The following is a 22527-nucleotide window of genomic DNA, read 5'->3' as shown; positions in this document are numbered from 1 at the left end:
CCCAAAGGAATCTTGCCTTTCTTCTGTTCATCCGCCGACCGCTGTCATAGCCCCGGACCATAAATGATAAAGTAGATTATGATGAATTCCTGATTCCTTCGAGGTGATTCCGTTTGAGCCACTACAAAAAAGCGGCACTTCAAAAATGGATGGATTTGAAAATTGATGTCTCCTTCCTGAAGGTGATTGGCTGGGAACAGCTGCACAATGTGACACTCACCTTTTTAAATGAAATCCTGGAACGGGAACCGAGACAAAAAATTCAACGCATCACCATGATTTCCAATCCCTTTGTTGAAGAAAATCCGCTGGCACCCATTCATTTTACCGGCATATCCAAAGACGGCAAAAAACTGCATATCTTAATCAACTTTTTTAATCGTTTCGATATCGTGAAACGATCTCTTTATTACGCAACGAAAGCCTATGCCGACCAAAAGGAAAACGACTTGCATCCAATCATTTTCATCAACTTTTTAAGCTACGCATTATTCAATCAAACAGAAAACTTTCAAACGGTTTATCTATTGCAGGAGCAACATGCCGGCACTCCCCTCCCCGATGCTTTTGAATTGCACTTTATCGAATATCCAAAATTGATACGGGATTTTGAAGCGAAAAAAGTCGACCCGTGGAACGACGCAAAAGCAAGATGGCTTCTCTTGCTTTCCATCGTCGACCATCGCAACGGAAATGTGTACCACGACATTTACAAGGAGCTGGATTTGATCTCTTTAAGGGATGACCATATTCGGGCGGCATTAAACCGTTGGCGGGAGTTGAGCCAATCAAAAGAAGAAATGGAAGCCTATGAAGAACGATTGAAGCAGACCCTTGATGTGGAAGTGGAAGTGCGGGAAGCAAAGCGCCGGGAAGAAGAAGCCTTTGAAAAGGGCGCAAAAAAGCTGCAGGTGGAAATTGCCAAAAAAATGTTGGCGGAACAGATGGAGATCCAATACATTTCAAAAATCACCGGGCTTACCCTGAAGGAAATCCAAGAGTTGAGGTAAGATGTCACGAACAGAAGCCATGCCATCTGATAACAGACATCACAACGGTTTTTTTATCTTAATGTTTGTTGGTTGACTAATAGGAATATATAATGATAATCTATCTCTTGATTTTAATTATTTGAATATTAATAATCTTCAAAACATGCATCCCGCTATTAATCTTGAATCAATAATGGGGAGGGGTTTCAAATGAACAAATGGCTTTTCGGTATTCTGGTCGTATTGACCACCTTTTTAATGGGTTCTTCTTTTGCAGTCGGAAAAATCGGTCTTTCTTATACTACACCGCTTTTATTAGTCGGCATACGCTTTTCCTTGGCAGGAGTGATTATGGCCATTGCTGTTCGATTATTGCGGATCCCTCATCCCAAATCCTTTTCCCAATGGGTCAAGATCGCTGTCATCGGTTCCTTTCAAACAGCTGGCGTTATGTCCTGCATCTTTCTCAGCTTGCGGACAATTCCAGCGGGGCAGTCTTCCATATTAACATTTATGAACCCGCTTTTAGTCGTCATCTTTGGCACGATTTTCATGAAGTTATCTTATAGCCCACGCCAATGGACAGGTGTGATATTAGGTTTTATCGGGGTATTTATAACCCTTGGGGCACAGTTAAGTTTTGAAATCGGATCTTTACTCGCCTTTCTTTCCGCAGTTTCATGGGCGATCGGCACATTGCTCATCAAAAAATGGGGAAATGATTTCAATACGTGGCTATTGACGGCCTTCCAAATGTTATTTGGCGGCATCATCTTGCTTATTGGCAGTTTGATTTTGGAAAATCCCCACTTCCAAGTAACCGGCACATCCATTTTTATCGTATTGTGGCTCGCCATTATGGCATCCATCGTCCAATTTGCCGGCTGGTTTTATTTACTTCAAAAAGGGGATCCCGGCAAAACAAGCGCCTTTTTGTTTTTGGCCCCATTTTTCGGTGTTCTTTCAGGATGGGTATTATTGGATGAAGCCATCAATCCGTATGTAACCATCGGAGGCCTTTGCATATTTACCGGAATCTTCTTGGTGAACTGGACTGGCAGCAGGAGTATCGAGGTCGGCTCGTTGGAAACATCCATTGAAAAATAAAAACGTTGCTCTCAACGCAACCCTGCCAAATAAAATGGGCATAGCAGTTCCGTTTACTTCTGCTATGCCCCTATCATTTTATTAAGCATCCGGTCTTAAAATCCTATCAGCGAAAGTCATGTGAAAATTTCAAAATATCCTTGCACAAAAAGCCCTGACTTTTTATCCCATGCTACAAGCCCGAGCATCACCTATTAAACTTCTTCCACTTTAAACCTTAACACCGTTTTTAATTTTTCAGGTGCCGTTTTTCTCGGATCTGAAATATAGATTTCTTTATGGGTTTTTTCTGCCCGCTTTACATTGTTTTCTGCGCAATAGGATTCCATCCGTTCGAAGGTCTTCCATTCAATCGAAACTGCCGATGTGCATGGCTTGCACGCATAACCCTTCCGTAATCGTTTCAAACCGGACCTGATCCACATCCAAATTCGGTTTTTTCTTCTTCACCGTATCCCGAGCATATTGAAACAATTCTTCCGTTACAAAATCCGGTTGCCGAATCATCAATTTATACACGAGGTGGTTTTTATCCAAATAATCTTTCGTTCTTCCTTCTTCATCCAAATCCCAATGCCCTTCCAATGGAAACACGGTATATTCATAATACCCTTCCGGCGTAATCCCCTTTTTGGGCATCATCCGGATCGCATAGGATAAAGCATAAAGAATTTCGATATGCTCCTGGAATGGTTTCTCGTTTGGATTACCTTTGCCGTCAATCGTAAAAAATTTCATGGTCGGCACATCAATGATTGTCGGTTGCGTGGAGGGCAAGTAAAGTTCTTTTAATTGTTTTTTCCATTCAAATTTACTCAATTGTCATCACTCTTTTCTTATTTTATAATCAGTTAAATAACCATATTATTGCATACGGTTTTCGGAAAACGCTTTCACCTGAAAAAAGCATTCCCCAATATTGATGACACTGCATTTTGGGGAACATCGTGGAAAAATACCTGATTGCATGGGTGCCATACTGGAAACAACAATCGCGCCAAAGAAGGGATCAAAATGACGAATATTCTTCTAATCTTAGTTTTGCAATTAATCTATGTTCCGTTGCTTACATTACGCACCATCTTTTTGGTGAAAAACTTGACATTTCTTGCAGCTATGATTGGAACATTGGAAATGCTTATCTACGTCTTTGGGCTTTCCCTCGTATTCAATGGAGACCAAAGTTTGCTTGCCATGATTGTGTATGCGGTCGGCTTTGGACTGGGCATTTTTTTAGGAACAAAAATTGAAAATAAATTGGCGATCGGTTACGTGTACGTGACCATCAATACGCAAACGAAAAACCAGGAATTGATTAACGCCCTCCGCTCCAACGGTTTTGCCATCACGACTTATGTTGGGGAAGGTCGGGACAGCGAACGTTATAAATATGAGATTTTGGCCAAACGGAATCGGGAGAAGGAACTGTTTGAGCTGGTCAATTCCATCGAACCTAAAGCGTTCATCATTTCTTTTGAACCGAAATCCTTCAAAGGCGGGTTCCTTGTCGATCGGATGCGGAAACATAAACATCACTGAACGTTGGAACTGCTCCTTTTTGAAAAGGGGGCGGTTCTTTTTCCTTTACCCCATATATCTCCGCAATATCCGGTCCACCGATGGACCGTATGATTCCCCAAATAAATTCAAATGCACCAATAAATAATAAAGCTGATACAATTCTTTTCTTTCTTCATATTCCGGCGAAAGCGGGAACACCGACTGATAGGCTTCATAAAACTTCCGGGAAAAGCCGCCAAACAATTCCGTAAAAGCAAGATCCATTTCGTGATCGCCAAACAGGACTGCCGGATCGATCAAATATGGAGTTCCACCTGGCCCCGTCATCCAGTTTCCTCCCCACAGATCGCCGTGCAATAAACAGGACTTTGGTTTCCTTGGAATCCATTCATCCAGCCTTTCCATCAATTTCACTAACCTTTTCTCACGGGCTTGTCCAATTCTCCCATTCGCCTTGCCCCGCTTCCATTGGCCGGCTAAGCGGACATCGCGGTAATATTCCACCCAATCGTCCATCAATCGATTTTGCTGCGGCAGTTTGCCAATATAACTTTCTCCATCGAATCCATACCCTTTCTCTTCAGCAAGATGCATGGCCGCAAGACGTTCGCCTAATAGCACATCTGTATCATGGATCCGTTTCCCTTCAATCCATTCCAGCCAAAGCATTGGCACCCCTTCTGCTTCCAGGCAGCCTAAGACGTCCGGTACATTAATTGTATTTGTCGCCTGAATCATTTTCAAACCGCGCTCTTCAAATTTGAAATACCCAATTTTCATCTGTTGATTCAACTTCACGAAATATTCGCGTTCATTTGTTTGCACATAAAATGCTTGATTACTGTCACCGCCGGAAACCGGGGAAATCTTCTGGATGTTTTCTTCAGGAGAAATCATTTGCAGACCTTTACTGATCATTTGAATCAATTGAATCACCTTCTTCCATTTTGATTATAAAAAATTGCACCTCCAAATGACCATATGCATCATCATTCGGAGGCGCAGTTTTATTGAGTTCACTATTCTTCTTCATTTTCCTCTTCATCGGAACCGAAGATTGTTACGATTTCATCGGATTTTTTACGCTCTTTTCCTTTTGGAAGCTCATCGAAATAACCGAATTGCACCATGCCCACAATGCGTTCGCCAGGTTTTACGCCCAATGCTTCACGGAATGATGGTTTATCCAAAAACTCCGGAGTTTTCCAGCAGCTGCCGATGCCGTAATCCCAGGCAAGCAGCATCATATTTTGAATCAGTGCACATGCCGCCGCAAAGTCTTCCAAACGTTCTTTCTGACGGGAATCTTCAGGTACGATGACAAATACATAACCACCTGGCGTTGTGAATTTTTGCATGCGCTTTTCCACTTCTTCTTCCGGCAACGTTCTCCAATCCGGTATCGTCGTATTTCTGAGCAATTCGTGAAGCTTTTTCAGCTCTTTGCCGCATGCAACAATGAGTTGCCATGGTTCCCGGTTTTGATGGTTTGGTGCCCATACAGCATCATCTATGATCTGAAACAAATCTGCTCGGTCTACAGGCTGTCCGTTGAATTTTTTTATTGACCGTCTGCCAATAATGGCTTCTCTTACGGTTAATGCTTGGTCATTCATTCAAACATTACTCTCCTTAATAATGAAGTTCAACGATTTTACTATTATCTCCAAACAACCATATCATAAAAAATGTGGAATTTGAATATCCATTATTTTGGGTCTTATTATAATTATATATTAATACACCTTTTCTTTCTCAGCTTCAAAAGAACGATATTAATAGAATATATCATCAATTTTAAAGAAATAATATTGAATATTTGGCGTATAAGCATAGGAATCTGAATAATCGTAGTGGCGATTGGCGCTGGGTCCTGTATGGGCATGAACGTAAGGGACGCCGTCAAACACACTCGTGACGATTACGCTGTGGTCAATGACTCCATCCCCTTGGAAGTCGTAAAAAATCACATCTCCAGGTTCCAATTCGGAAGGCGAATAAACCCGTTTCGCCGTCAGTCCCGTTTTGGCACTTTCCAAATACCATCTCAAACTATGCGCAACAGACCAACTATAACTCCAGGTTTCCCGGGGATAATGGTATTCTCTCGCCCCAGCTTTCCAACCATCCGTAATCCACCAACCTTTGCCGCGGTTCGGATAACCGGACATTGGCGCTCCCCCTGCTCTTAACGCTTGTGAGACAAAGTTCGTGCAATCAACCGTAAACACGGGGTAATTGGGATTAAAGGAATTCCACCAAGTTTTCGCGTATTGGACAGCTGCATCCCGATCATAATAAATCGCTATTTCTGTACCTCCTTTTTCATCATCTTATGAATCCGATGTTCAAATTTGAACTTCTATAATTGGTGTGTCCCCTTTCAGAAAAAACTGTAAAATTCTGATACAATAATAAATATCACTATTTATGTTCAAATTCTTGTTTTTACAGTAAATTTTTGAAATGATTTTTATGATGTTAATTTCAGGTAATATGAATTGAGAGGAAGTTGGCATTGGTGCAGCATGCTGAAAGAGAAATCCGTGAATGGACCCGTTTATGCGATAAAAAGGGAAATTTGAATCCGGCTGCGATTGGTTATGCCAAAAAACCAATTATTGAATGCAATCTATCGGGCCATTTTATGCGGAAAAAGAAATGGAATTATTGGTGCTGTTACGGCGAGGATATTTTATTTTCCGTGACGGTTTGTCACTTTGATTATGCCGTTTCTTGTTTTGTCTACTTTTTGGAGTATGAAACCCAACGATTTTTTGAAAAAATGGTCACCATTCCTTTAGGTGTTGTCAAAAAACTAAAAATGCCTACCCAGGTGCTTGACCCTGTCCGGTTTACAAACAGCGAAATGAACGTCAATATCTCGCATATCCAAAATCAAACCTTGCTGACAGTCAATTGTGATAACTTTGACAACGAACCCCTTAACGTCAATTTAAAGATTTTGCACCCCGTTGACGATGAATCGTTGAATGTGGTAGTGCCTTGGAACCGGCAAACGTTCCAATTTACTGCCAAGCATCACATCCTGCCTACCAAAGGATTTGTCAAACTTGGAAACAAGCGCTATGAATTTCATGAGGACGATTGTTTCAGCGTATTGGACTTTGGCCGGGGAGTTTGGCCAAGGGAGGTCGTTTGGAATTGGGCAAATGCTTCACAACGCCTTCGCAATCATCGGGTGGGACTGAATTTTGGCGGCAAATGGACGGATGGCACTGGAATGACGGAGAACGCCATATTCGTCGATGGCAAAATGACCAAAATCCACGAAGACGTAATTTTCGAATATGATCGTTCCAATTTCAAAAAGCCATGGTATGTGACGACAAAATTTTCCGATGCCGTCATGCTCACTTTCCACCCATTTTTTGAAAGAGTGGCAAAAACGGACCTGAAGCTTGTGCAATCAGAAGTGCATCAGCTAGTCGGTTATTATAACGGCAAAGTCAAATTGGAAGATGGCAGCATTCTGATGATTCAACAAATGTTGGGATGCATTGAGGAACATGTGGCAAAGTGGTGAGCCGGTTAAAATCTTTCTGTCGAATGCGGGAAACTTGAAGGGCGAATATAGAAAGCGATAGGTTTTCTAATTCGCTTTTTCTTTTTTATGGAATAGAGGTTCTATCCCGGATCATAAAGATGCACGCTTCCCTTAGGTGCATGCAACAAAAAAAGACCTTGAATCAGGCCTTTTCCTTTTTCTTTCCAATCCAAATCCAACCATAATAAACTCCCCAAAAAATGAGAGGCACTTAAAGCACCAAGTATCTTTGACCGTTAGGAAGAAGCATAAACAATATTAAGGAATTGAGTGAAACGGTATGATCAGTACAACATATTTTTTCCAATCCATCATTTCACCCCATTTGATTAATAAGCTATGCCTTTTTCCCGTCAACTGCCCATTGGCGTTTTCCCGGCCGATACAATTCCCCGTATGCCGCGCCTCCTAAAATGAACGCGGCACCGATCATTTGCACGAAACTTAACGTTTCATCCAAAAATAAAGCGGAAAAGACCAGGGCGGAAAGGGGATCCAAATAGCCCAGAATCGACACCGACTGGACAGGCAAATGGCCAATGGACGAAAAATAAAGATAGCAGCCGATTCCTGTATTTACAATGCCCAAAACAAGGACTGGCAGCCAATTTCCTTCCTCCACATGGACGAAAAACCCCTGCTTCACGCCCATAAACACAGCGACCGTGATAAAGCCGATGACCAGTTGGCATGTGGCATTTTCAAGCCCCGAAACGCTGACAGCTTTTTTATTGAAGATTATGATGGCCGCATACATGATGGCCGATAAGATTCCGAAAATTAATCCCCATGAAATTTCCCCTTCAAGAAACGCATGGCTGTTGACGCAAAACAGCCCGAGGATGACAGAGAAAAAGCCGATGACTTTCGAGCTTGTCATCTTTTCCTTAAATAGGAGCGGCGACAGCATCATGACGATGATGGGACCGCAATAATATGCCAAAGTGGCAATGCTTACCCCGATTCGATTGTATGCTTCAAATAAAAACAGCCAGCTTGCTCCAAGGGATACACCGGAAATCACCAAGTACAGAAAGTGTTTCTTATTTTTCCAGAACCTGGCCTTTTGTTTTGTCAGCACAAAAATCAACACAAGGAAAATGCCGCCAATAAACGTCCGCAAATAAACGATTTCATAACTGTTCAATAAAATATAGCTTGCCACAATCCCGTTTGAACCGAATAGCAGCAATGCAAGTATATATTTCGCATATGAGGCCGACTTCATTTTCTGTTCCCCTCTCCATTATTAAAGGTAAGCGTATAATAAAAAAGAACTTTCATCAACCATAAAATGACAAAAAATAATCCCCTTTGAACTCATTCAAAGAGGACGGAACTTCCTTATTTGGGCTGTTTAAGCATTTCGTTCATTTCTTCCGGACAATCGGTAAATATCCCTTCAACTCCCAAATGCCGCAACACTTCCACTTGTTCTTTATTATTGATGGTATATACCCGAACCGGAATCCCTGCTTTGATGGCCTCCAGCACCGGACGCCGGGCCACCGCCCTGTATGCGACGTGAAGGGCCTTGGCAGGAAATAAAGTGCGGTACCATTTCATATTCAAAATGCTGTAGGAAAACAGCGGGGCACTTTCAATATCCGGTGCCAACCCGACCATCCGCTTGACGGCTTCATGATCGAAGGATGAAATAATGACCCGGTCCTTTAACCGGAAGTTTTCCACTTCTTTCAGCACCATTTCTTCGAGCCCTGGATATATCAATTTGTCGGACTTCAATTCAATATTAATTTTGTGGTGCGTATCTTTAAAGAGATCCAACACCTCCGCCAATGTCGGGATTTTTTCGCCGCGGAAATTTTTGTGAAACCAGGATCCAAAATCGAACTTGCGCAATTCTTTCAGGGTCATATCTTTAACAAAGCCTTTTCCATTGGACGTGCGGTTGATTTTTTCATCGTGGATGACCACCAATTCCCGGTCTTTTGTCAGATGAACATCCAACTCCACTCCGGTAATGTCCAGTTTTGCTGCCGCTTGAAAGGCTGCGAGCGTATTTTCAGGATACTTTGATGAATAGCCTCGATGGGCAAAAATTTGCATTGAAACTCCCTCCAAAAAGTGCGGGAAATACATCCCCTACTCCACAAAAATGCGGTCCAATTCTTTTCTCAATAAATAGCGTATGCGTTCCCTTTCAATAGGAACCAATCCCATTAAAATATGTAACGCAAGTCCATCAATTAACGCATGCAAAAACACAATTTCTTCTTCTAAAACAATTTCTTCTTTTAGCATCCCCGCTTTCTTTAAACGATGCAAAATTTCCGAAATCGCTTCATGAACCGATTCTTTTTGCAGCTCTTTTTTGCGGATTTTATATGAAACATATTCCAGCCATACTTGCATTTCCACTTTCTTTTCTTCCGGTGTGATCAACTCCATCAATATATTGAGTACTTGTTCCTTTGGTGGAAGCGGACTTTGCAGGTGGCCCATGATTCGTTCCGTTACTTGTTCTTCAACGAGCTGCATCGCAAATTCCAACAGTTCTTCCTGCGTCTCGAAATAATGACGCACTGCTCCCAGTGAAAGATTCGCCTCCTTTGCAATGGAACGAACAGAAGCGCCGCCAAGCCCCTCCCTTGCAATCACATTCCACGTTGCTTTTGCGATGATTTTTCTTCTCTCTTCATGGTCAACTAGTTTTGGCATATTTTTATTATAGCATTATTTAATACACTTGTATTATTTAAAAATATGCTGTATTATTTTAATACAACTGTATTAAATAAATTTTCATGGGGGTATGGATTGAATGCTTTTTTGGATTATCACTGCTGAAATCGCCTTCTGGATTGTCATTTTTTCAGGGCTTTACACTAGATATATATTGAAACTGGATAAGCTGAGCATCTTCCTGCTCTTGCTCACCCCGTTGATTGATTTTGCTTTGCTTGTACTCACGGCCATCGATTTGAAAAATGGAGCAACGGCCACTTTTGCCCATGGTCTGGCCGCCATCTATATCGGGGTTTCCATCGCCTTCGGAAAATCCATGATTGCTTGGGCAGACGGCAAATTCCAAACTTGGGTATTAAATAACCCTTTGCGGAAAAAAGTTTTGTATGGCAAAGAGAAAGCCGTTTATGAGATGAAAATGTGGGGACGCCATCTGATCGCTTATATCATCGGGGGAATCCTGCTTGGCCTCATGATTCTGTATATCGGCACCGGTGAAGGAACACGTCCGCTGCAACGCGTTATAAGTGGATGGACCGTTGTATTGCTGATCGACTTTCTCATCAGCTTTTCATACGTTGTGTTTCCAAAAAGAGAAAGAGAAAGTTTATAATTTTTTGCACTTTCAATGAACAAAGGCGCTTTTTTCATTCGTTTATGGAATGAAATACTATCAACCTTCAAAATGTAATTCTAATCGAGTAGGAGGGAGCGATTAACTCCCGTCCTCTCACACCACCGTACGTACGGTTCCGTATACGGCGGTTCAATTAAGATGATTGACGCAAGTCTTTATAACTTCCGTGAATAGCTGTTCTCTTTATGCCAGTGGTCACTCCACCCTCCAAGAGGTCTCCCACGGGATTCACCGCTTCCTTCCTCAAGTGAGGTACTACGTTTTCTGTGTTCATCATGACTCACTGAATGCCAAGGGCTATTCTCTCTTAATTGTTCGGTCCTTCTTAGTAGTTCTAAACCAACTAATACTATGACCTCTGCTGACTTCTGACGGTTCAGCTACTTATCACTAAGTAGGTTATGAAGCGTACTTCACCTATCCGCCAGACCTCCCCGGGTAAGTACATGCACTTTCACACCATCTATCCGCCTCATCTACTCGATATGACCTTCGACAGAAAGAGCTTTGTTTTGTTTTGCAAACTCACTCAATCATACCTAGCCTTATATGAGGTTCGTGTTCCTCGGACCGGTGTTTTGCCTCCAGCTTCCTTCAGATTCCGCGTCACCACGGACACCCTTGCTCTTGGCTAACCTCTACTTCTGTCTTCGGGGTTCGGGACTTACACCCTATAGTTCATGTACATGCCGGGCGCACCAAGAAAAACCATCAGCAAGAATCCCCTGCTGATGGTTTCAAGTCATTCTTTTACTCTCAATAATCTCATACTATTCAAGGATACTAAAAGCGTTGCGCCCATATCCGAAAAAATCGCAATCCATAAAGTCAGCCAGCCAGGCACCACCAGCAGCAAAGCGAGAAGCTTCACGCCCAATGCAAATGCAATATTTGCCTTGATTACGGCCAATGTTTTCCGGCTAAGCTTGATGGCAAAAGGAAGTTTCCCCAAATCATCGGCCATCAGCGCCACATCGGCCGTTTCCAAAGCTGTATCCGAACCTGCGCTGCCCATGGCGATTCCCACTGTGGATGCTGCCAAAGCAGGGGCATCATTGACCCCGTCTCCAACCATCGCCACCTTGCCGTATGCTTTGCCCAATCCTTTTACATGCTCCAATTTCTCCTCTGGCAACAATTCCGCCTTCACTTCTGAAATGCCGACCGCCCTTCCGATGGCTGCGGCTGTCTTTGCATTGTCTCCCGTGAGCATCAGCGTCTTTTGGATACCCATTTCATGGAGCTTACGAACAACTTCTTTGCTGGAATGGCGCACTTCATCAAGAGCGGCAAAAATTGCATAAATCTCCTTTTCCGTGCCGAATAATATTACCGTTTTCCCATCGTTTTGAAGGGATGCCACTTTCTTTTCAATCTCTTCCGTCACCCGGCCGGCAAACCAAACAGGGCTGCCGATGGAATACGTTGTTCCGGCTATCGTCCCTTGAACACCTTTTCCGGTGATGGCCTTGAAATTCTCTATATCATGATTAAGAGGTTCCACTCCAAGCCCTTCCGCTTTCTTGACGAACGCACGGGCAATCGGATGATTCGAACGTTCTTCCAAAGCGCAGGCAATCGAAAGCGCTTCTTTCTCATGGATTTTATCACTTAACATGATAAAATCAGTGACCACAGGCGCCCCCTTTGTCAACGTCCCTGTTTTATCAAAGGCGATTGCTTTCAAGGACCCCAATTCTTCCAAATAAATGCCGCCCTTAATCAGCACTCCTTTTTTCGCTGCGGAGCCAATGGCCGAAACAATGGAAATCGGTGTTGAAATAACAAGGGCACACGGGCATCCGACAACCAATACGGACAATCCTTGATATACCCAATCCATCCAATCGCCACCCCAAAGTAACGGCGGCACAATCGCAACAAGAAATGCAACAGCCATAATCGCCGGTGTGTAATATTTGGCAAATTGATCGACAAACGTTTGTGCAGGGGCCCGTTCCGCCTGGGCTTCTTCTACGAGTTCAATAATTTTGGAAATCGTCGTATCTTCCACATATTTTGTCACTTTGACTTCCAAATGTCCTTCTTCATTCAACGTTCCCGCAAACACTTCATCTCCTGGCTGTTTTGCCGCCGGAATCGATTCTCCGGTGATGGCGGCTTCGTTGACGGAAGAAGACCCCTTTATGACAATGCCATCCATTGCCACTTTCTGCCCGGGCTTTACAATCATGATGTCGCCAATCACCACTTCTTCAACGGGAACAACCGTCTCTTTCCCATTTCGATAAACAGTCGCTTCATTCGGTGCAATTTCCATTAATGATTTAATTGATTTTCTCGCTTTGTCCATCGAATGGCGCTCAAGGGCTTCGCTGATGGCAAATAAAACGACCACCACCGCCGCTTCCGCCCATTCCCCGATGATCGTTGCCCCGATGATGGCAATCGTCATCAGTGTCCGCATATCGAAATCGAGACGGATTAAATTATTGAGCCCGGTCTTCAACAACGAAAAGCCGCCAATGAGGATGGAAGAAATAAATAATAATGCGGTGATTAGATTCTCTTCCCCATTGATGAATATGGAAATTGCTCCTAGCGCGATCAACAGGCCGGAGTATAATAACGGATGATGTTTTTCAAAAAAAGATACTTGTTTTTTACGCCCCGTTTCCGGATGCTTTTCCGCCCGTTTTTCCGGATAGACTTTTAAGTTTTCAAAAGCCCCCGCTTTTTCCAGTTCTTCCACTGTCGCATGCCCAACAACGGTAATTTTCGATGCGCCAAAATTCACTTTCGCATCCTGCACACCCGGCAATGTCTTCACGTTCTGCTCGAATTTCCCTGCGCAATTCGCACATGTAAAACCCTCTACACGATAAATCTGTTTCATTTCACTCATCTATTGCCACCTCTTGTTGATGATGGAAGGCGATTTCAATCAATCGCTTCACACATTCATCCGTCAAGGAATAATAAACAAATTTCCCTTCTTTCCTCATCTTTGCAAGCCCCAAATTTTTTAATAATCTCAAATGGTGGGACGCGGTTGCAGTGGATGCGTTAATAACATTGGCAACGTCGCAAACGCACAGCTCATCTTCCAATGCCAAGGCATAAGCGATTTTGATTCGTGTTTCATCCGCCAATGCTTTAAAAAGTTTCGCCACTTCCAGAGGGTTTTGATGGGCTAATTGATTTTGAATTCTCGCCACTTTTTCTTCATCGACATACGTCACTTCACAAATGCTGATTTCTTCCGGCAACGGCTTCACCCCTCCAACATTCAAATATATGTTTGAATATTAGTTTAAGATATTCTTGCGTTATATTCAAATGAATGTTTAAATGTTTTGCAAGTTGGATTGAATAAAAAAAACCGTACATCCCATACATGATGCACGGATTTTGCCTATCTGCCCCCATCAATCAGTAAATGCTATCAAAGGCGATAACAACATCAATAGAGAGAAACCTGCTATAAACACCGGTATTGCGGAAGCCCGTTCATCCTTCACAAAACCGGCAATGGAATAAACGAGGGAAAACACAAAAACAAAGGGCCATGCAAACCAGGTCCAATAAAAGAATAGGGCCAAACCATCCAATAAATTGATCAACATTCTTCCATCCCCTTTGAATCACTTCTTCTACAATATGGAGCTTTCCCATAGCGTTATATGTAAAATTTTACAATAAAAAAATGAGGCTGGGACAAAACCCCCTCTAAAATGGAAACAGCCCATGAAATTTTGGAATGAAATTTCATGGGCTGTTTTTCATTTTTTCAATAAAAAATAAGGACCTCTTCTGTTAAAATTAAGTTAGCACACAAAACCTAACAGAAAGAAGGGTCCTTATGTTCAAATATTATAACATGAATCAATTAGTTTTGCCTCTAGATTTAGAAATAAAATTACAAGAAAATGATATTGCCTTCCACATTCACCATTTAGTTGAAAGTATTCCAGATGAAGCCTTCCAGCCGTTTCTTCGAAATACAGGTTGTCCTGCTTATCATCCACGCATGATGCTAAAAATTATTTTGTGTGCCTATTCGCAGTCTGTCTTTTCAGGTCGAAAAATTGAAGCGCTATTAAAGGACAGTATACGAATGATGTGGTTGGCACAAGGATATGAACCAAGTTATCGGACGATCAATCGTTTTCGTGTGCATCCGGAAGTAAAAGAATTAATTCGTCAATGTTTTGTCCAATTCCGTTGCCAACTGGTGGAAGAAAAGTTAATCGATCAAGAAGCCATTTTTATCGATGGTACGAAGATTGAAGCGAATGCCAATAAATTTACTTTCGTATGGAAGAAATCCATTGAAAAATACAACCAAAACTTAATTGAAAAGTCCAATCAGTTATACAACGAACTATTAGAAAAAGAAATCATCCCTGAAATGGAGCGGGAAAATGAGGGAGAACTGTCCGTTGAAGAACTCGCTCAAATGGTGCAACAAGTCGATGAAGTCATTAAGGAATATGACCAAAAGATAGAAACATCGCCCGATGCCACAGAACGAAAAGCATTAAGAAGCGAACGAAAATATCCAAAACAAGCGTACAAACAATTAATAGACTTCATTCTACGAAAACAAAAATACCAAAAAGACTTGGACATCTTGGGGGAACGGAACAGTTATTCCAAAACAGACTTAGATGCGACGTTCATGCGAATGAAAGACGACTATATGAAAAACGGTCAATTGAAGGCTGGATACAACGTACAAATCGCAACAGAAGGTCAATACGCACTAGCTTATAGCATCTTTCCAAATCCTACTGATACACGTACATTAATTCCGTTCTTGAATAAGATAGAAAAGGATTATTTTCCGTTGCCAAAGTATATTGTCGCAGATGCTGGTTATGGTAGTGAACAAAACTATGAAGACATCCTTTCGAATCGAAAATGTGAGGCACTCATTCCATATACCATGTATGAGAAAGAACAAAAGAAGAAATATAAACAAAATCCATTTCATCCAGACAATTGGATGTACGACGAAGAAAGTGATACCTACATTTGTCCAAATCAGCAGCGAGTAACCTTCCGTTATCGTTCTGTACGTACAGATAAGACTGGTTTCAAACGAGAATTGAAAATCTATGAATGTGAAAACTGTTCAGGATGTCCATTTCGTTCATCATGCACAAAAGCAAAGGAAGGCAATCACCGAAAGGTCATGGTGAATGAAAAATGGGAACAACAAAAAGAATATGTAAGAGCGAAGCTTTCAGAAGAAAAAGCTGGTTCTATTTTCCGTCAACGTAAAATAGACGTAGAACCAGTTTTTGGATTCTTGAAGGCTAATTTGCGTTTCACTCGATTTTCCGTTCGAGGAAAATCGAAAGTGGAAAATGAAATGGGCATTGCCTTAATGGCCGTGAATTTACGAAAATACACGGCCAACAAAGATCAACTAACCAAAAATAATGGGGATAAATGGAAAAAGGAGAATTTGAGTTGGCTCAAATTCTCCTTTTTCCTATCTAGAAGCTAGTTTTGTCCCAGCCTCCCTATTTCTTCAAAGTCCCGCTGACTCCTTAATCCTATTCCACTTCCCCTTCCCAGGCGCTCATGCCGCCCAACATATTGGTAGCATCAAATCCATTTCGATCCAACAGCTCTGTCGCTTGGGCGCTGCGGCCGCCTGCCAAACACACCACAATATATGGTTTGTCTTTGGAAAGTTCATTCATTCTTATTGGAAGCAATCCTAATGGAATATTGACGGCTCCCGGAATATGCCCTCCTTGATATTCATGCACTTCACGGACATCGATAATATTCAATGTCTCTCCCGCTTCCAAACGTTGCTGAACTTCTTTCGGTGTAATTTCTTTCATTTAAAAATCCTCCTCCATCATTCATCTCCATGCATTCATGCCGCCACGGACATTTGTGACGCGCTCATACCCCAACTTTTTTAATTGCTTGCAGGCTTGACCGCTTCTCATGCCACTTTGGCAAATGACAATGATTTCTTTATCTTTGGGAAGTTTAGAAAAGTCCGATCCCAAAGGCAAATTTTGAAATTGCGGAATATGTTTTGCTCTGTATTCCGCCGGTGTCCTTACATCAATAAATATTTTGTCCTTATCCTGCAGAATATTTTTCAATTCGTTTGCGGAAATGGTGTTCACATTCGCCGGCTTCAAGCGCCATATAATGAATGCGGCAACAATCGCTAAGAGGATCCACTCCATGTTCTCACCTCCAAACAAATACCTATATAGGTATATTTCGGTTTATAAATAAATAGCTGCGTAAACAGCTATTGGAACTAACGGCTTTTGACAATTAAATTAATCGCTTCTTGCACCAATTCATCCATATCTTCCGCTTTGCTTTTATTCATGCATTCGATCAAGTTGTTGCTCACAATCACGCCGATGGTACGGTCCACTGCGGAACGGACGGCGCTAAGCTGAGTGACGACCTCTTTACAGTCTTTCCCTTCTTCCATCATGCGCAGAATCCCGCGTATTTGTCCTTCAATACGCTTCACACGGTTTATTGTCTTCGTATCGTATTTCAATGAGGCATCCCTACTTTCTATGACTTTGATTTCTACCAACAGTTTATACCCTATTAGGTATAAAGTCAACTTATAAATCGAGTAGGAGGGAGCGATTAACTCCCGTCCTCTCACACCACCGTACGTACGGTTCCGTATACGGCGGTTCAATTAAGATCATTGACGCAAGTTTTTATAACTTCCGTGAATAGCTGTTCTCTTTATGCCAGTGGTCACTCCACCCTCCAAGAGGTCTCCCACGGGATTCACCGCTTCCTTCCTCAAGTGAGGTACTACGTTTTCTGTGTTCATCATGACTCACTGAATGCCAAGGGCTATTCTCTCTTCATTGTTCGGTCCTTCTTAGTAGTTCTAAACCAACTAATACTATGACCTCTGCTGACTTCTGACGGTTCAGCTACTTATCACTAAGTAGGTTATGAAGCGTACTTCACATATCCGCCAGACCTCCCCGGGTAAGAATGTAATCTTTCCTTCCATCTATCTGCTTCATTTACTCTGTACCACCTTTGGCAGAAAGGACTTTGTTTTGTTTAGCAAACTCATCCAATGATACCTAGCCTTATATGAAGTTCGTGTTCCTCAGACCGGAAGTTTGCCGCTCGCTTCCTTCAGATTCCGCGTCACCACGGACACCCTTGCGTTAAGCTAACTGTTACTTCTGCCTTCACAGTTCGGGACTTACACCCTATAGATTACACCCATGCCAGGCGCACTAAAAACCAAGAAAATGTTTTTTCAACATTTCTTGGTTTTGTTAGAACGTCCTGCAATCCGCACGTCGCCTTTTATTGTATTGATACTCCCCGACTGTCCTGGCGATCATCCAGATGAAAGATTGCATCGGCAATGATTTTAAAAATCGTACTGATCGAAATTTCTGATGCCGTGCGCCTCCATTGCTTGCCCCAACTCTTCGTTGACCAATTTTTTATACTGTTCCTGTCCATTGATGGAAAACCACAGATAAAAATTAATGATGAATCTTTTCAATTCCAATGGGTTGCTCGGCTCCCCGCCGGATGCGGATTTCCCATACTCCTGTATCATTGTTTTAAGGGCTTCAAATGGCGCGTTTTGCACTGTTTTCGGTGCCTGTTTTGGATAATTGAACATGACGGTTTTTCCAAGATATCCGGACTTTGAATATTTGCCCAAAATCGTAAGGATGTCGTAGCTTAATTGGTAATTTGTAATATACGCTTCGTATTTTTTCTTTCCTATCTCTTCTTTTGGAATTTCCGGATTTGTGTAAACATCCAGATCAATTCCCAATTGGCGCAAAGAATCTTTATTAAAAAGCGGAACAGAGTTGAATGTCACCGTTCTTTGATAATGTTCGAATACGGCTTTTTGAATGGCTTTCGCTGTTTTAGATGAAAGGAATTGATTTTTCGCTAATGAATCATTGATCAAATGATAGGAAATCACTTGTGCGTTAAATCCGCCCAATGAATGGCCCGTCACGTAAATATCGCTGTACAAATTGTTGGCGATCGCTTTTCTTGCCAACGCCAACGCATGATCCAACTGAGGAATATCGCCAGTCAAAAGTACGTCCAGATTATTTATGATTCCCGCCAAATCGGCTGCACCGCGTTCTGCTATTACGATGTCATTGGAATAGGAATTGCGGAACACAACCCCGCTATGTCCGCTAATTGCGTCTGTTTCAAACCCAATGATCTCCCAATTTTTCACTAAATAAGCTTTCTGTTTCAAACGGATGGCATTCTGTATGGATTCTTTCGAAAGCGGTATTGGCGGAACATCTTTATTGGAGAAGTCGAACAAACCTTGCGCCTGTTCCGTGGAATTTGACATACCGGCAACATCCAAATAGGCCAAATCCGAAAATACCGCCAAGGCTTCATCCGTCACGTTATAAACCAATCTTTCAGCCGGTTTTTCATCGGCATCTGAAATCCCATCTCCATCGGAATCTTTTTTATTCGGATCTGAAATGAGCACCGCATATTCCTTGTCTTGTTCGAATTTGATTTCATCTCCATCCAAGATTCCGTCCTGATCTGTATCTGGGTTATTTGGATCCGTTTTAATGAGGCTGCCCGTTCCGATGATCAACCCGTTCGTTTCATAATAGTCGGGAATGCCGTCACGATCGGAATCTTTTGTGAACAGCTCGGAATCTTCTGCAGCGGCTATTGTTTTTGATCCCGCTTGATCAACATCTGCCGGGACAACGGACAGTGAAGAGGTAAAGTGGATTGGGTTATCCAGATCACCTGATGAACGGGCCCGTTCCTTGTTTGACATGCCGGGCGCTTCTTTCCAAGCCTGATCCCATACAGTGCCATCAATCAACACATAAACGCCGAAACGGTCCACCGCCGCTTCAACGGTATTGGTTTGCGGATCACGCATTTGGTTTGGCACCTTTTCTAAAGCCTGTTTTTTCTCGTTATAGTAAAAAATGGCCGGTTGGAAATCATTGTTTGAAACGGAATTGCCATAATGGAATTTGATTTTGGCAGAATCAAAATCAGTGACGGTGTTGAAAGAATATGCGTTGCCGATCAGGCCGGGAATGCTGTCATTTAAGAGTGGATGGGCGGTTGAAATCGGTTGGATTTCCGTAAAAAATGCATCTTTCGCCCTGCTTTTCATCGTGACAGTCGGATAGGCCGGTTCACCTTTCAAATAGGCTGGAGCCGCTGTTTCCCATTGGATCACTTCATCCCCATCAAGAATCCCGTCTCCATCAGTATCCCGATTGCGGGGATTGAAATTGAATCTGCCTTCCTCCGAATCCAACAAACCATCACGGTCCGTATCATCGGCCAATGGGTTTGTACCGTTTGCGACTTCTTGTCCATCAGGCAGAGAGTCTCCATCGGTATCTTTCAAATAAGGGGATGTCCCTATCGCCAATTCCTGCAAATTCGAAAGTCCATCCGAATCTGCATCCTCATCTCCATCCTTTATTCCATCGCCATCTGTATCCGCCATTGTCGGAGAATACACATTGCTCACATACTCAAAATAGTCATCCAACCCGTCCCCGTCAGTGTCTTTCTTTTTGGGATCCGTCAGCAAAATCAATTCTTCCCGGTCCGTTAAACCATCACCATCTGTATCTGCATTGCTCAATATTTTATCCTTGTTTTTCAAAAAACGGCTCAGGATTAAGGCTAAATGTGCCCTCGATATTTTATTGTTCGGTTTAAAGGTTTTGTCTTCATACCCTGTAATAATTCCATGGGAAGCTAAAATATGGACGTATTTTGAATACCAATCTTTGTCATCAACATCTTTGAATGATACTTTTTTCTTTTCGTTCAATGGAATTTTATAGGTTTCGACCAACATTTTTGCCAATTGCGCACGGGTCAAATTGCCCGAAACATCAAAAGTGCCATCCGGTTTCCCCGAAACAATGCCCAATGCGGTTGCTAAAGCAATCTCTTCGTAACCGTAGTCCCCTTTTTTCACATCTTTATATTGAACGTCGGGAATATTCGTCACATCCGGTTTTATTTCCCGCAGTAGAATGTTGATTGCTTGGTATCTTGTAATCGGATTGTTGGGTTTGAATGTTCCGTCAGGGTAGCCTTTGATTAATCCTTTTTCAGCTAAAAAATTGATGTCTTCTTTATACAGTTGAACATCTTTAAATTTGGCGCTTTCTGAAGCAACGTTGTTTTCCGCGTAAACTGCCGGCGTAATTGTAGAAGCGATTAAGACCGCGCTTGCTATGGCCCCTATTTTTTTCATTCTTAATCTCCCCCTTTTGTGTTTCATGAACGATCCGCCACTTTCCATCCAGTGGTTTGATTGAAGTGAAGTACATCACTTCCACAGACCGGAAGTTGACTGAATTCCTCTCGCCAGGAGTTTTGTTTTTATACTAACACTCCGAAACAACAGGTGGGAGATTTTTTCAATAATTTTCCTAAATAATTTCTGAATTTTTCAAAACATATTCTATTTCCTTTAATAAGCAGATTCGCTTTTGTGAGAAAGCCCTTAGATCATCTTCGAATCAACAATAACAACCCGGACATGATGATGGAAAACTGAACGGATTGCAGCGGTTCCCGATCATAGATAAAAAAGAACGCAAGTATAAATAATAGAATGAAATAGATACATGCTTGTCTCATTTCATTTGCAGCCCCTTCGCCTTTCTTATCCCTATCCTATTTCAAAGGGGGCAAGCTTATGAATTGAAATCAGGCTCCCGGGACGGCCAGAGGAAAATTTGCATACTCAACATACTTCGGTGTCCGATCCAAATGGGTTTCATAAAGAACGACTTCCGTCACGTTGAAGGAGAAAGTATTTCCGTTTTCCTCACGAATCTGCATCAATGTTTTTATGTCAAAAGCATCCCCGCTATTCCATTTTCTCGCCAATGTGATATGCGGGCGGAAAGGTTTTTTATCCAATTGAAATCCCGTCTCCACACATTGCTGATAAACCTCTTTTTGAATGGAAAAGAGCTGTTCTGAAGATTCCACATCCGCCCAAAAAATGCGGGGAGCTTTTTGTGGACCGAAAACGCCGATGGAATTCAATGTTAATGTGAATGAAACTTCCTTTTCCAAAATGGGCTTCACTTTCTCTATCGCTTGCTCCAGCTTCTTCTTTTCAGCAAACCCCAAAAAAGCCAGAGTTATATGGTAATCTTCCGGATGAACCCAGCGTGCAAATGGAAAATCCCCTTTTCTCGCTTGAATCCACTCATATAAAAATTCTTTCGCTTCTTTCGGCAATTTCACTGCAAAAAAATAATGGTGCTTTGACAACGCAATCCCCCGTTCCTCTTGAATGAACTCATTATAGTATTTACCCCTCCAACAATTTTAAACCAATTGTCGCCACAAGAATGGCAAAAATGCACAATATTCTCTTCCAATTTCCTGATTCATTGTAAAAGATTATACCTACCAGGGTACCCCCCACAACACCGATTCCCGTCCAAACGGCATAGGCGGTTCCCATCGGAATCGTTTGCATGGCATATTGCAATAAAACCAAGCTCCCTCCAAAACTTCCGATGAATAACGCAATCGGCTGCCAGCTGCGGCGGACGGCAAATTGATTCATCGACGCAACTACCAATGTTTCAAATAAACCGGCAAGTATAAGCGCCCCCCATGCCATCACTCTTCATCCCCCTTTCCGGCATCTTCATCCGTCAAAAGCTGCAACCCAACAACCCCTGCAATAATGAACAAAATGAAGCATATCTTTAACAGATGAAAAGGCTCTCCAAAGAATACAATATCGCTAATGACCGCCCCTAAGCTTCCTAATCCGACAAAAACCGAATAGACCGTTCCTGCGGGCAAAAATTGAGATGCCCGGATCAATAAGTAATTGCTCAAGAAAATCGCGCAGACTGTTCCAGCCCATTCAAGGAAACGATCCGCATGGGCAAGGCCGATCACCCACAGCACTTCAAATAATGCGGCAACATAAACGGTCATCCAATGTTTGTTCATTTCCATTCCTC

At 42.4% G+C, this 22527-nt stretch carries 27 protein-coding genes; 6 read left to right on the top strand and 21 right to left on the bottom strand.

Annotated elements, in window-relative coordinates:
* Positions 1-113 precede the first annotated feature (113 nt).
* Positions 114-1010 carry an Rpn family recombination-promoting nuclease/putative transposase gene (locus NST13_RS13515; RefSeq protein ID WP_342580806.1) on the top strand — a complete coding sequence of 299 codons (897 nt, stop codon included), beginning with the start codon at positions 114-116 and terminating at the stop codon, positions 1008-1010.
* Positions 1011-1202: 192 nt separating this feature from the next.
* Positions 1203-2099, top strand: coding sequence for a DMT family transporter (locus NST13_RS13510; protein ID WP_342580805.1), 897 nt, complete (start codon positions 1203-1205; stop codon positions 2097-2099).
* 194 nt (positions 2100-2293) lie between these two features.
* On the opposite strand, the gene NST13_RS13505 is transcribed toward NST13_RS13510, so the two are convergent.
* Together NST13_RS13505 and NST13_RS13500 are read right to left on the bottom strand one after the other, a co-directional pair.
* On the bottom strand, positions 2294-2428 hold the full coding sequence (locus NST13_RS13505; RefSeq protein ID WP_342580804.1) for a hypothetical protein: 135 nt from the start codon (positions 2426-2428) through the stop codon (positions 2294-2296).
* 19 nt (positions 2429-2447) lie between these two features.
* The gene (locus NST13_RS13500) at positions 2448-2918 is read right to left on the bottom strand and encodes a GyrI-like domain-containing protein (protein ID WP_342580803.1); all 471 of its coding nucleotides are present in this window, start codon (positions 2916-2918) and stop codon (positions 2448-2450) included.
* A gap of 195 nt (positions 2919-3113) precedes the next feature.
* Here NST13_RS13500 and NST13_RS13495 point away from each other — a divergent pair, with 195 nt between their 5' ends.
* On the top strand, positions 3114-3638 hold the full coding sequence (locus NST13_RS13495) for a DUF2179 domain-containing protein (RefSeq protein ID WP_342470534.1): 525 nt from the start codon (positions 3114-3116) through the stop codon (positions 3636-3638).
* A 45-nt stretch (positions 3639-3683) separates the two neighbouring features.
* Here the strand turns inward: NST13_RS13495 and NST13_RS13490 are convergent, their stop codons facing one another.
* The 3 genes from NST13_RS13490 to NST13_RS13480 all read right to left on the bottom strand — a co-directional run bounded on the left by NST13_RS13490 (position 3684) and on the right by NST13_RS13480 (position 5923).
* Entirely contained in the window at positions 3684-4538 is an 855-nt protein-coding gene (locus NST13_RS13490) for a fructosamine kinase family protein (protein ID WP_342581863.1), read from the bottom strand.
* 101 nt (positions 4539-4639) lie between these two features.
* Positions 4640-5236, bottom strand: coding sequence for a nitroreductase (locus NST13_RS13485; protein ID WP_342580802.1), 597 nt, complete (start codon positions 5234-5236; stop codon positions 4640-4642).
* A 159-nt stretch (positions 5237-5395) separates the two neighbouring features.
* A complete protein-coding gene (locus NST13_RS13480; RefSeq protein WP_342581862.1) occupies positions 5396-5923 on the bottom strand; it encodes an amidase domain-containing protein in 528 nt (175 codons plus the stop codon).
* Between the two features lie 215 nt (positions 5924-6138).
* Here NST13_RS13480 and NST13_RS13475 point away from each other — a divergent pair, with 215 nt between their 5' ends.
* Positions 6139-7167 carry a DUF2804 domain-containing protein gene (locus NST13_RS13475; protein ID WP_342580801.1) on the top strand — a complete coding sequence of 343 codons (1029 nt, stop codon included), beginning with the start codon at positions 6139-6141 and terminating at the stop codon, positions 7165-7167.
* Between the two features lie 358 nt (positions 7168-7525).
* Here the strand turns inward: NST13_RS13475 and NST13_RS13470 are convergent, their stop codons facing one another.
* The 3 genes from NST13_RS13470 to NST13_RS13460 form a co-directional block, all read right to left on the bottom strand.
* A complete protein-coding gene (locus NST13_RS13470) occupies positions 7526-8416 on the bottom strand; it encodes a DMT family transporter (protein WP_342470537.1) in 891 nt (296 codons plus the stop codon).
* Positions 8417-8532: 116 nt separating this feature from the next.
* A complete protein-coding gene (locus NST13_RS13465; RefSeq protein ID WP_342580800.1) occupies positions 8533-9258 on the bottom strand; it encodes a glycerophosphodiester phosphodiesterase in 726 nt (241 codons plus the stop codon).
* 36 nt (positions 9259-9294) lie between these two features.
* Positions 9295-9870, bottom strand: coding sequence for a TetR/AcrR family transcriptional regulator (locus tag NST13_RS13460; protein WP_342470539.1), 576 nt, complete (start codon positions 9868-9870; stop codon positions 9295-9297).
* A 103-nt stretch (positions 9871-9973) separates the two neighbouring features.
* Between NST13_RS13460 and NST13_RS13455 the strand changes: the two genes are divergently transcribed.
* Positions 9974-10510 (top strand): hypothetical protein, encoded by a 537-nt coding sequence (locus tag NST13_RS13455; protein WP_342580799.1) that lies wholly within the window; start codon positions 9974-9976, stop codon positions 10508-10510.
* Between the two features lie 157 nt (positions 10511-10667).
* Here the strand turns inward: NST13_RS13455 and NST13_RS13450 are convergent, their stop codons facing one another.
* The 4 genes from NST13_RS13450 to NST13_RS13435 all read right to left on the bottom strand — a co-directional run bounded on the left by NST13_RS13450 (position 10668) and on the right by NST13_RS13435 (position 14121).
* Positions 10668-10811: a hypothetical protein gene (locus tag NST13_RS13450; RefSeq protein WP_172597779.1), complete on the bottom strand. Its 144-nt coding sequence runs from the start codon at positions 10809-10811 to the stop codon at positions 10668-10670.
* A gap of 465 nt (positions 10812-11276) precedes the next feature.
* Entirely contained in the window at positions 11277-13400 is a 2124-nt protein-coding gene (locus tag NST13_RS13445; RefSeq protein ID WP_342580798.1) for a heavy metal translocating P-type ATPase, read from the bottom strand.
* Entirely contained in the window at positions 13393-13764 is a 372-nt protein-coding gene (locus NST13_RS13440) for a metalloregulator ArsR/SmtB family transcription factor (protein WP_342470541.1), read from the bottom strand. The genes NST13_RS13445 and NST13_RS13440 overlap by 8 nt, the downstream gene beginning before the upstream one ends.
* A 159-nt stretch (positions 13765-13923) precedes the next feature.
* Positions 13924-14121 (bottom strand): hypothetical protein, encoded by a 198-nt coding sequence (locus tag NST13_RS13435; RefSeq protein WP_342470542.1) that lies wholly within the window; start codon positions 14119-14121, stop codon positions 13924-13926.
* A gap of 236 nt (positions 14122-14357) precedes the next feature.
* On the opposite strand from NST13_RS13435, the gene NST13_RS13430 reads away from it, so the two are divergent.
* Positions 14358-16010 (top strand): IS1182 family transposase, encoded by a 1653-nt coding sequence (locus NST13_RS13430; RefSeq protein WP_342580685.1) that lies wholly within the window; start codon positions 14358-14360, stop codon positions 16008-16010.
* A 49-nt stretch (positions 16011-16059) separates the two neighbouring features.
* Here the strand turns inward: NST13_RS13430 and NST13_RS13425 are convergent, their stop codons facing one another.
* The 9 genes from NST13_RS13425 to NST13_RS13385 form a co-directional block, all read right to left on the bottom strand.
* Complete coding sequence (locus tag NST13_RS13425) at positions 16060-16356, bottom strand: rhodanese-like domain-containing protein (protein WP_342470543.1); 297 nt, start codon at positions 16354-16356, stop codon at positions 16060-16062.
* Between the two features lie 21 nt (positions 16357-16377).
* Positions 16378-16716, bottom strand: coding sequence for a rhodanese-like domain-containing protein (locus NST13_RS13420; RefSeq protein ID WP_342470544.1), 339 nt, complete (start codon positions 16714-16716; stop codon positions 16378-16380).
* 77 nt (positions 16717-16793) lie between these two features.
* A complete protein-coding gene (locus tag NST13_RS13415) occupies positions 16794-17048 on the bottom strand; it encodes a metal-sensitive transcriptional regulator (RefSeq protein ID WP_208652122.1) in 255 nt (84 codons plus the stop codon).
* 156 nt (positions 17049-17204) lie between these two features.
* A complete protein-coding gene (locus tag NST13_RS13410; protein ID WP_342468482.1) occupies positions 17205-17342 on the bottom strand; it encodes a hypothetical protein in 138 nt (45 codons plus the stop codon).
* A 561-nt stretch (positions 17343-17903) separates the two neighbouring features.
* Entirely contained in the window at positions 17904-20783 is a 2880-nt protein-coding gene (locus NST13_RS13405; protein ID WP_342470548.1) for an S-layer homology domain-containing protein, read from the bottom strand.
* A 257-nt stretch (positions 20784-21040) separates the two neighbouring features.
* Positions 21041-21172: a hypothetical protein gene (locus NST13_RS13400; protein WP_281275674.1), complete on the bottom strand. Its 132-nt coding sequence runs from the start codon at positions 21170-21172 to the stop codon at positions 21041-21043.
* Positions 21173-21241: 69 nt separating this feature from the next.
* Positions 21242-21817: an RNA 2',3'-cyclic phosphodiesterase gene (thpR, locus tag NST13_RS13395; RefSeq protein ID WP_342580797.1), complete on the bottom strand. Its 576-nt coding sequence runs from the start codon at positions 21815-21817 to the stop codon at positions 21242-21244.
* 40 nt (positions 21818-21857) lie between these two features.
* Positions 21858-22175, bottom strand: coding sequence for a multidrug efflux SMR transporter (locus NST13_RS13390; RefSeq protein ID WP_342471192.1), 318 nt, complete (start codon positions 22173-22175; stop codon positions 21858-21860).
* Positions 22175-22516, bottom strand: a complete 342-nt coding sequence (locus NST13_RS13385; protein WP_208650927.1) for an SMR family transporter — start codon at positions 22514-22516, stop codon at positions 22175-22177. Before NST13_RS13385 ends, NST13_RS13390 begins: the two co-directional genes overlap by 1 nt.
* Positions 22517-22527 lie beyond the last annotated feature (11 nt).

It is taken from the genome of Ureibacillus sp. FSL W7-1570 (genome assembly GCF_038593265.1).
GTDB lineage: Bacteria > Bacillota > Bacilli > Bacillales_A > Planococcaceae > Ureibacillus > Ureibacillus suwonensis.
Note: the sequence above shows the minus strand (reverse complement) of the source record. Positions and strands in the feature narration are given on the sequence as shown.

Excerpts from the sequence above, each read along its gene's own strand:
- NST13_RS13490 (WP_342581863.1), bottom strand. The coding sequence starts at position 4,538 with ATGATCAGTAAAGGTCTGCAAATGATTTCTCCTGAAGAAAACATCCAG.
- NST13_RS13495 (WP_342470534.1), top strand. The coding sequence starts at position 3,114 with ATGACGAATATTCTTCTAATCTTAGTTTTGCAATTAATCTATGTTCCG.
- NST13_RS13455 (WP_342580799.1), top strand. The coding sequence starts at position 9,974 with ATGCTTTTTTGGATTATCACTGCTGAAATCGCCTTCTGGATTGTCATT.
- NST13_RS13410 (WP_342468482.1), bottom strand. The coding sequence starts at position 17,342 with ATGATGAACACAGAAAACGTAGTACCTCACTTGAGGAAGGAAGCGGTG.
- NST13_RS13510 (WP_342580805.1), top strand. The coding sequence starts at position 1,203 with ATGAACAAATGGCTTTTCGGTATTCTGGTCGTATTGACCACCTTTTTA.
- NST13_RS13450 (WP_172597779.1), bottom strand. The coding sequence starts at position 10,811 with ATGATGAACACAGAAAACGTAGTACCTCACTTGAGGAAGGAAGCGGTG.
- NST13_RS13385 (WP_208650927.1), bottom strand. The coding sequence starts at position 22,516 with ATGAACAAACATTGGATGACCGTTTATGTTGCCGCATTATTTGAAGTG.
- NST13_RS13400 (WP_281275674.1), bottom strand. The coding sequence starts at position 21,172 with ATGAGACAAGCATGTATCTATTTCATTCTATTATTTATACTTGCGTTC.
- NST13_RS13470 (WP_342470537.1), bottom strand. The coding sequence starts at position 8,416 with ATGAAGTCGGCCTCATATGCGAAATATATACTTGCATTGCTGCTATTC.
- NST13_RS13485 (WP_342580802.1), bottom strand. The coding sequence starts at position 5,236 with ATGAATGACCAAGCATTAACCGTAAGAGAAGCCATTATTGGCAGACGG.
- NST13_RS13420 (WP_342470544.1), bottom strand. The coding sequence starts at position 16,716 with ATGGAGTGGATCCTCTTAGCGATTGTTGCCGCATTCATTATATGGCGC.
- NST13_RS13390 (WP_342471192.1), bottom strand. The coding sequence starts at position 22,175 with ATGGCATGGGGGGCGCTTATACTTGCCGGTTTATTTGAAACATTGGTA.
- NST13_RS13465 (WP_342580800.1), bottom strand. The coding sequence starts at position 9,258 with ATGCAAATTTTTGCCCATCGAGGCTATTCATCAAAGTATCCTGAAAAT.
- NST13_RS13435 (WP_342470542.1), bottom strand. The coding sequence starts at position 14,121 with ATGTTGATCAATTTATTGGATGGTTTGGCCCTATTCTTTTATTGGACC.
- NST13_RS13430 (WP_342580685.1), top strand. The coding sequence starts at position 14,358 with ATGTTCAAATATTATAACATGAATCAATTAGTTTTGCCTCTAGATTTA.
- NST13_RS13445 (WP_342580798.1), bottom strand. The coding sequence starts at position 13,400 with ATGAGTGAAATGAAACAGATTTATCGTGTAGAGGGTTTTACATGTGCG.
- NST13_RS13460 (WP_342470539.1), bottom strand. The coding sequence starts at position 9,870 with ATGCCAAAACTAGTTGACCATGAAGAGAGAAGAAAAATCATCGCAAAA.
- NST13_RS13405 (WP_342470548.1), bottom strand. The coding sequence starts at position 20,783 with ATGAAAAAAATAGGGGCCATAGCAAGCGCGGTCTTAATCGCTTCTACA.
- NST13_RS13425 (WP_342470543.1), bottom strand. The coding sequence starts at position 16,356 with ATGAAAGAAATTACACCGAAAGAAGTTCAGCAACGTTTGGAAGCGGGA.
- NST13_RS13505 (WP_342580804.1), bottom strand. The coding sequence starts at position 2,428 with ATGGAATCCTATTGCGCAGAAAACAATGTAAAGCGGGCAGAAAAAACC.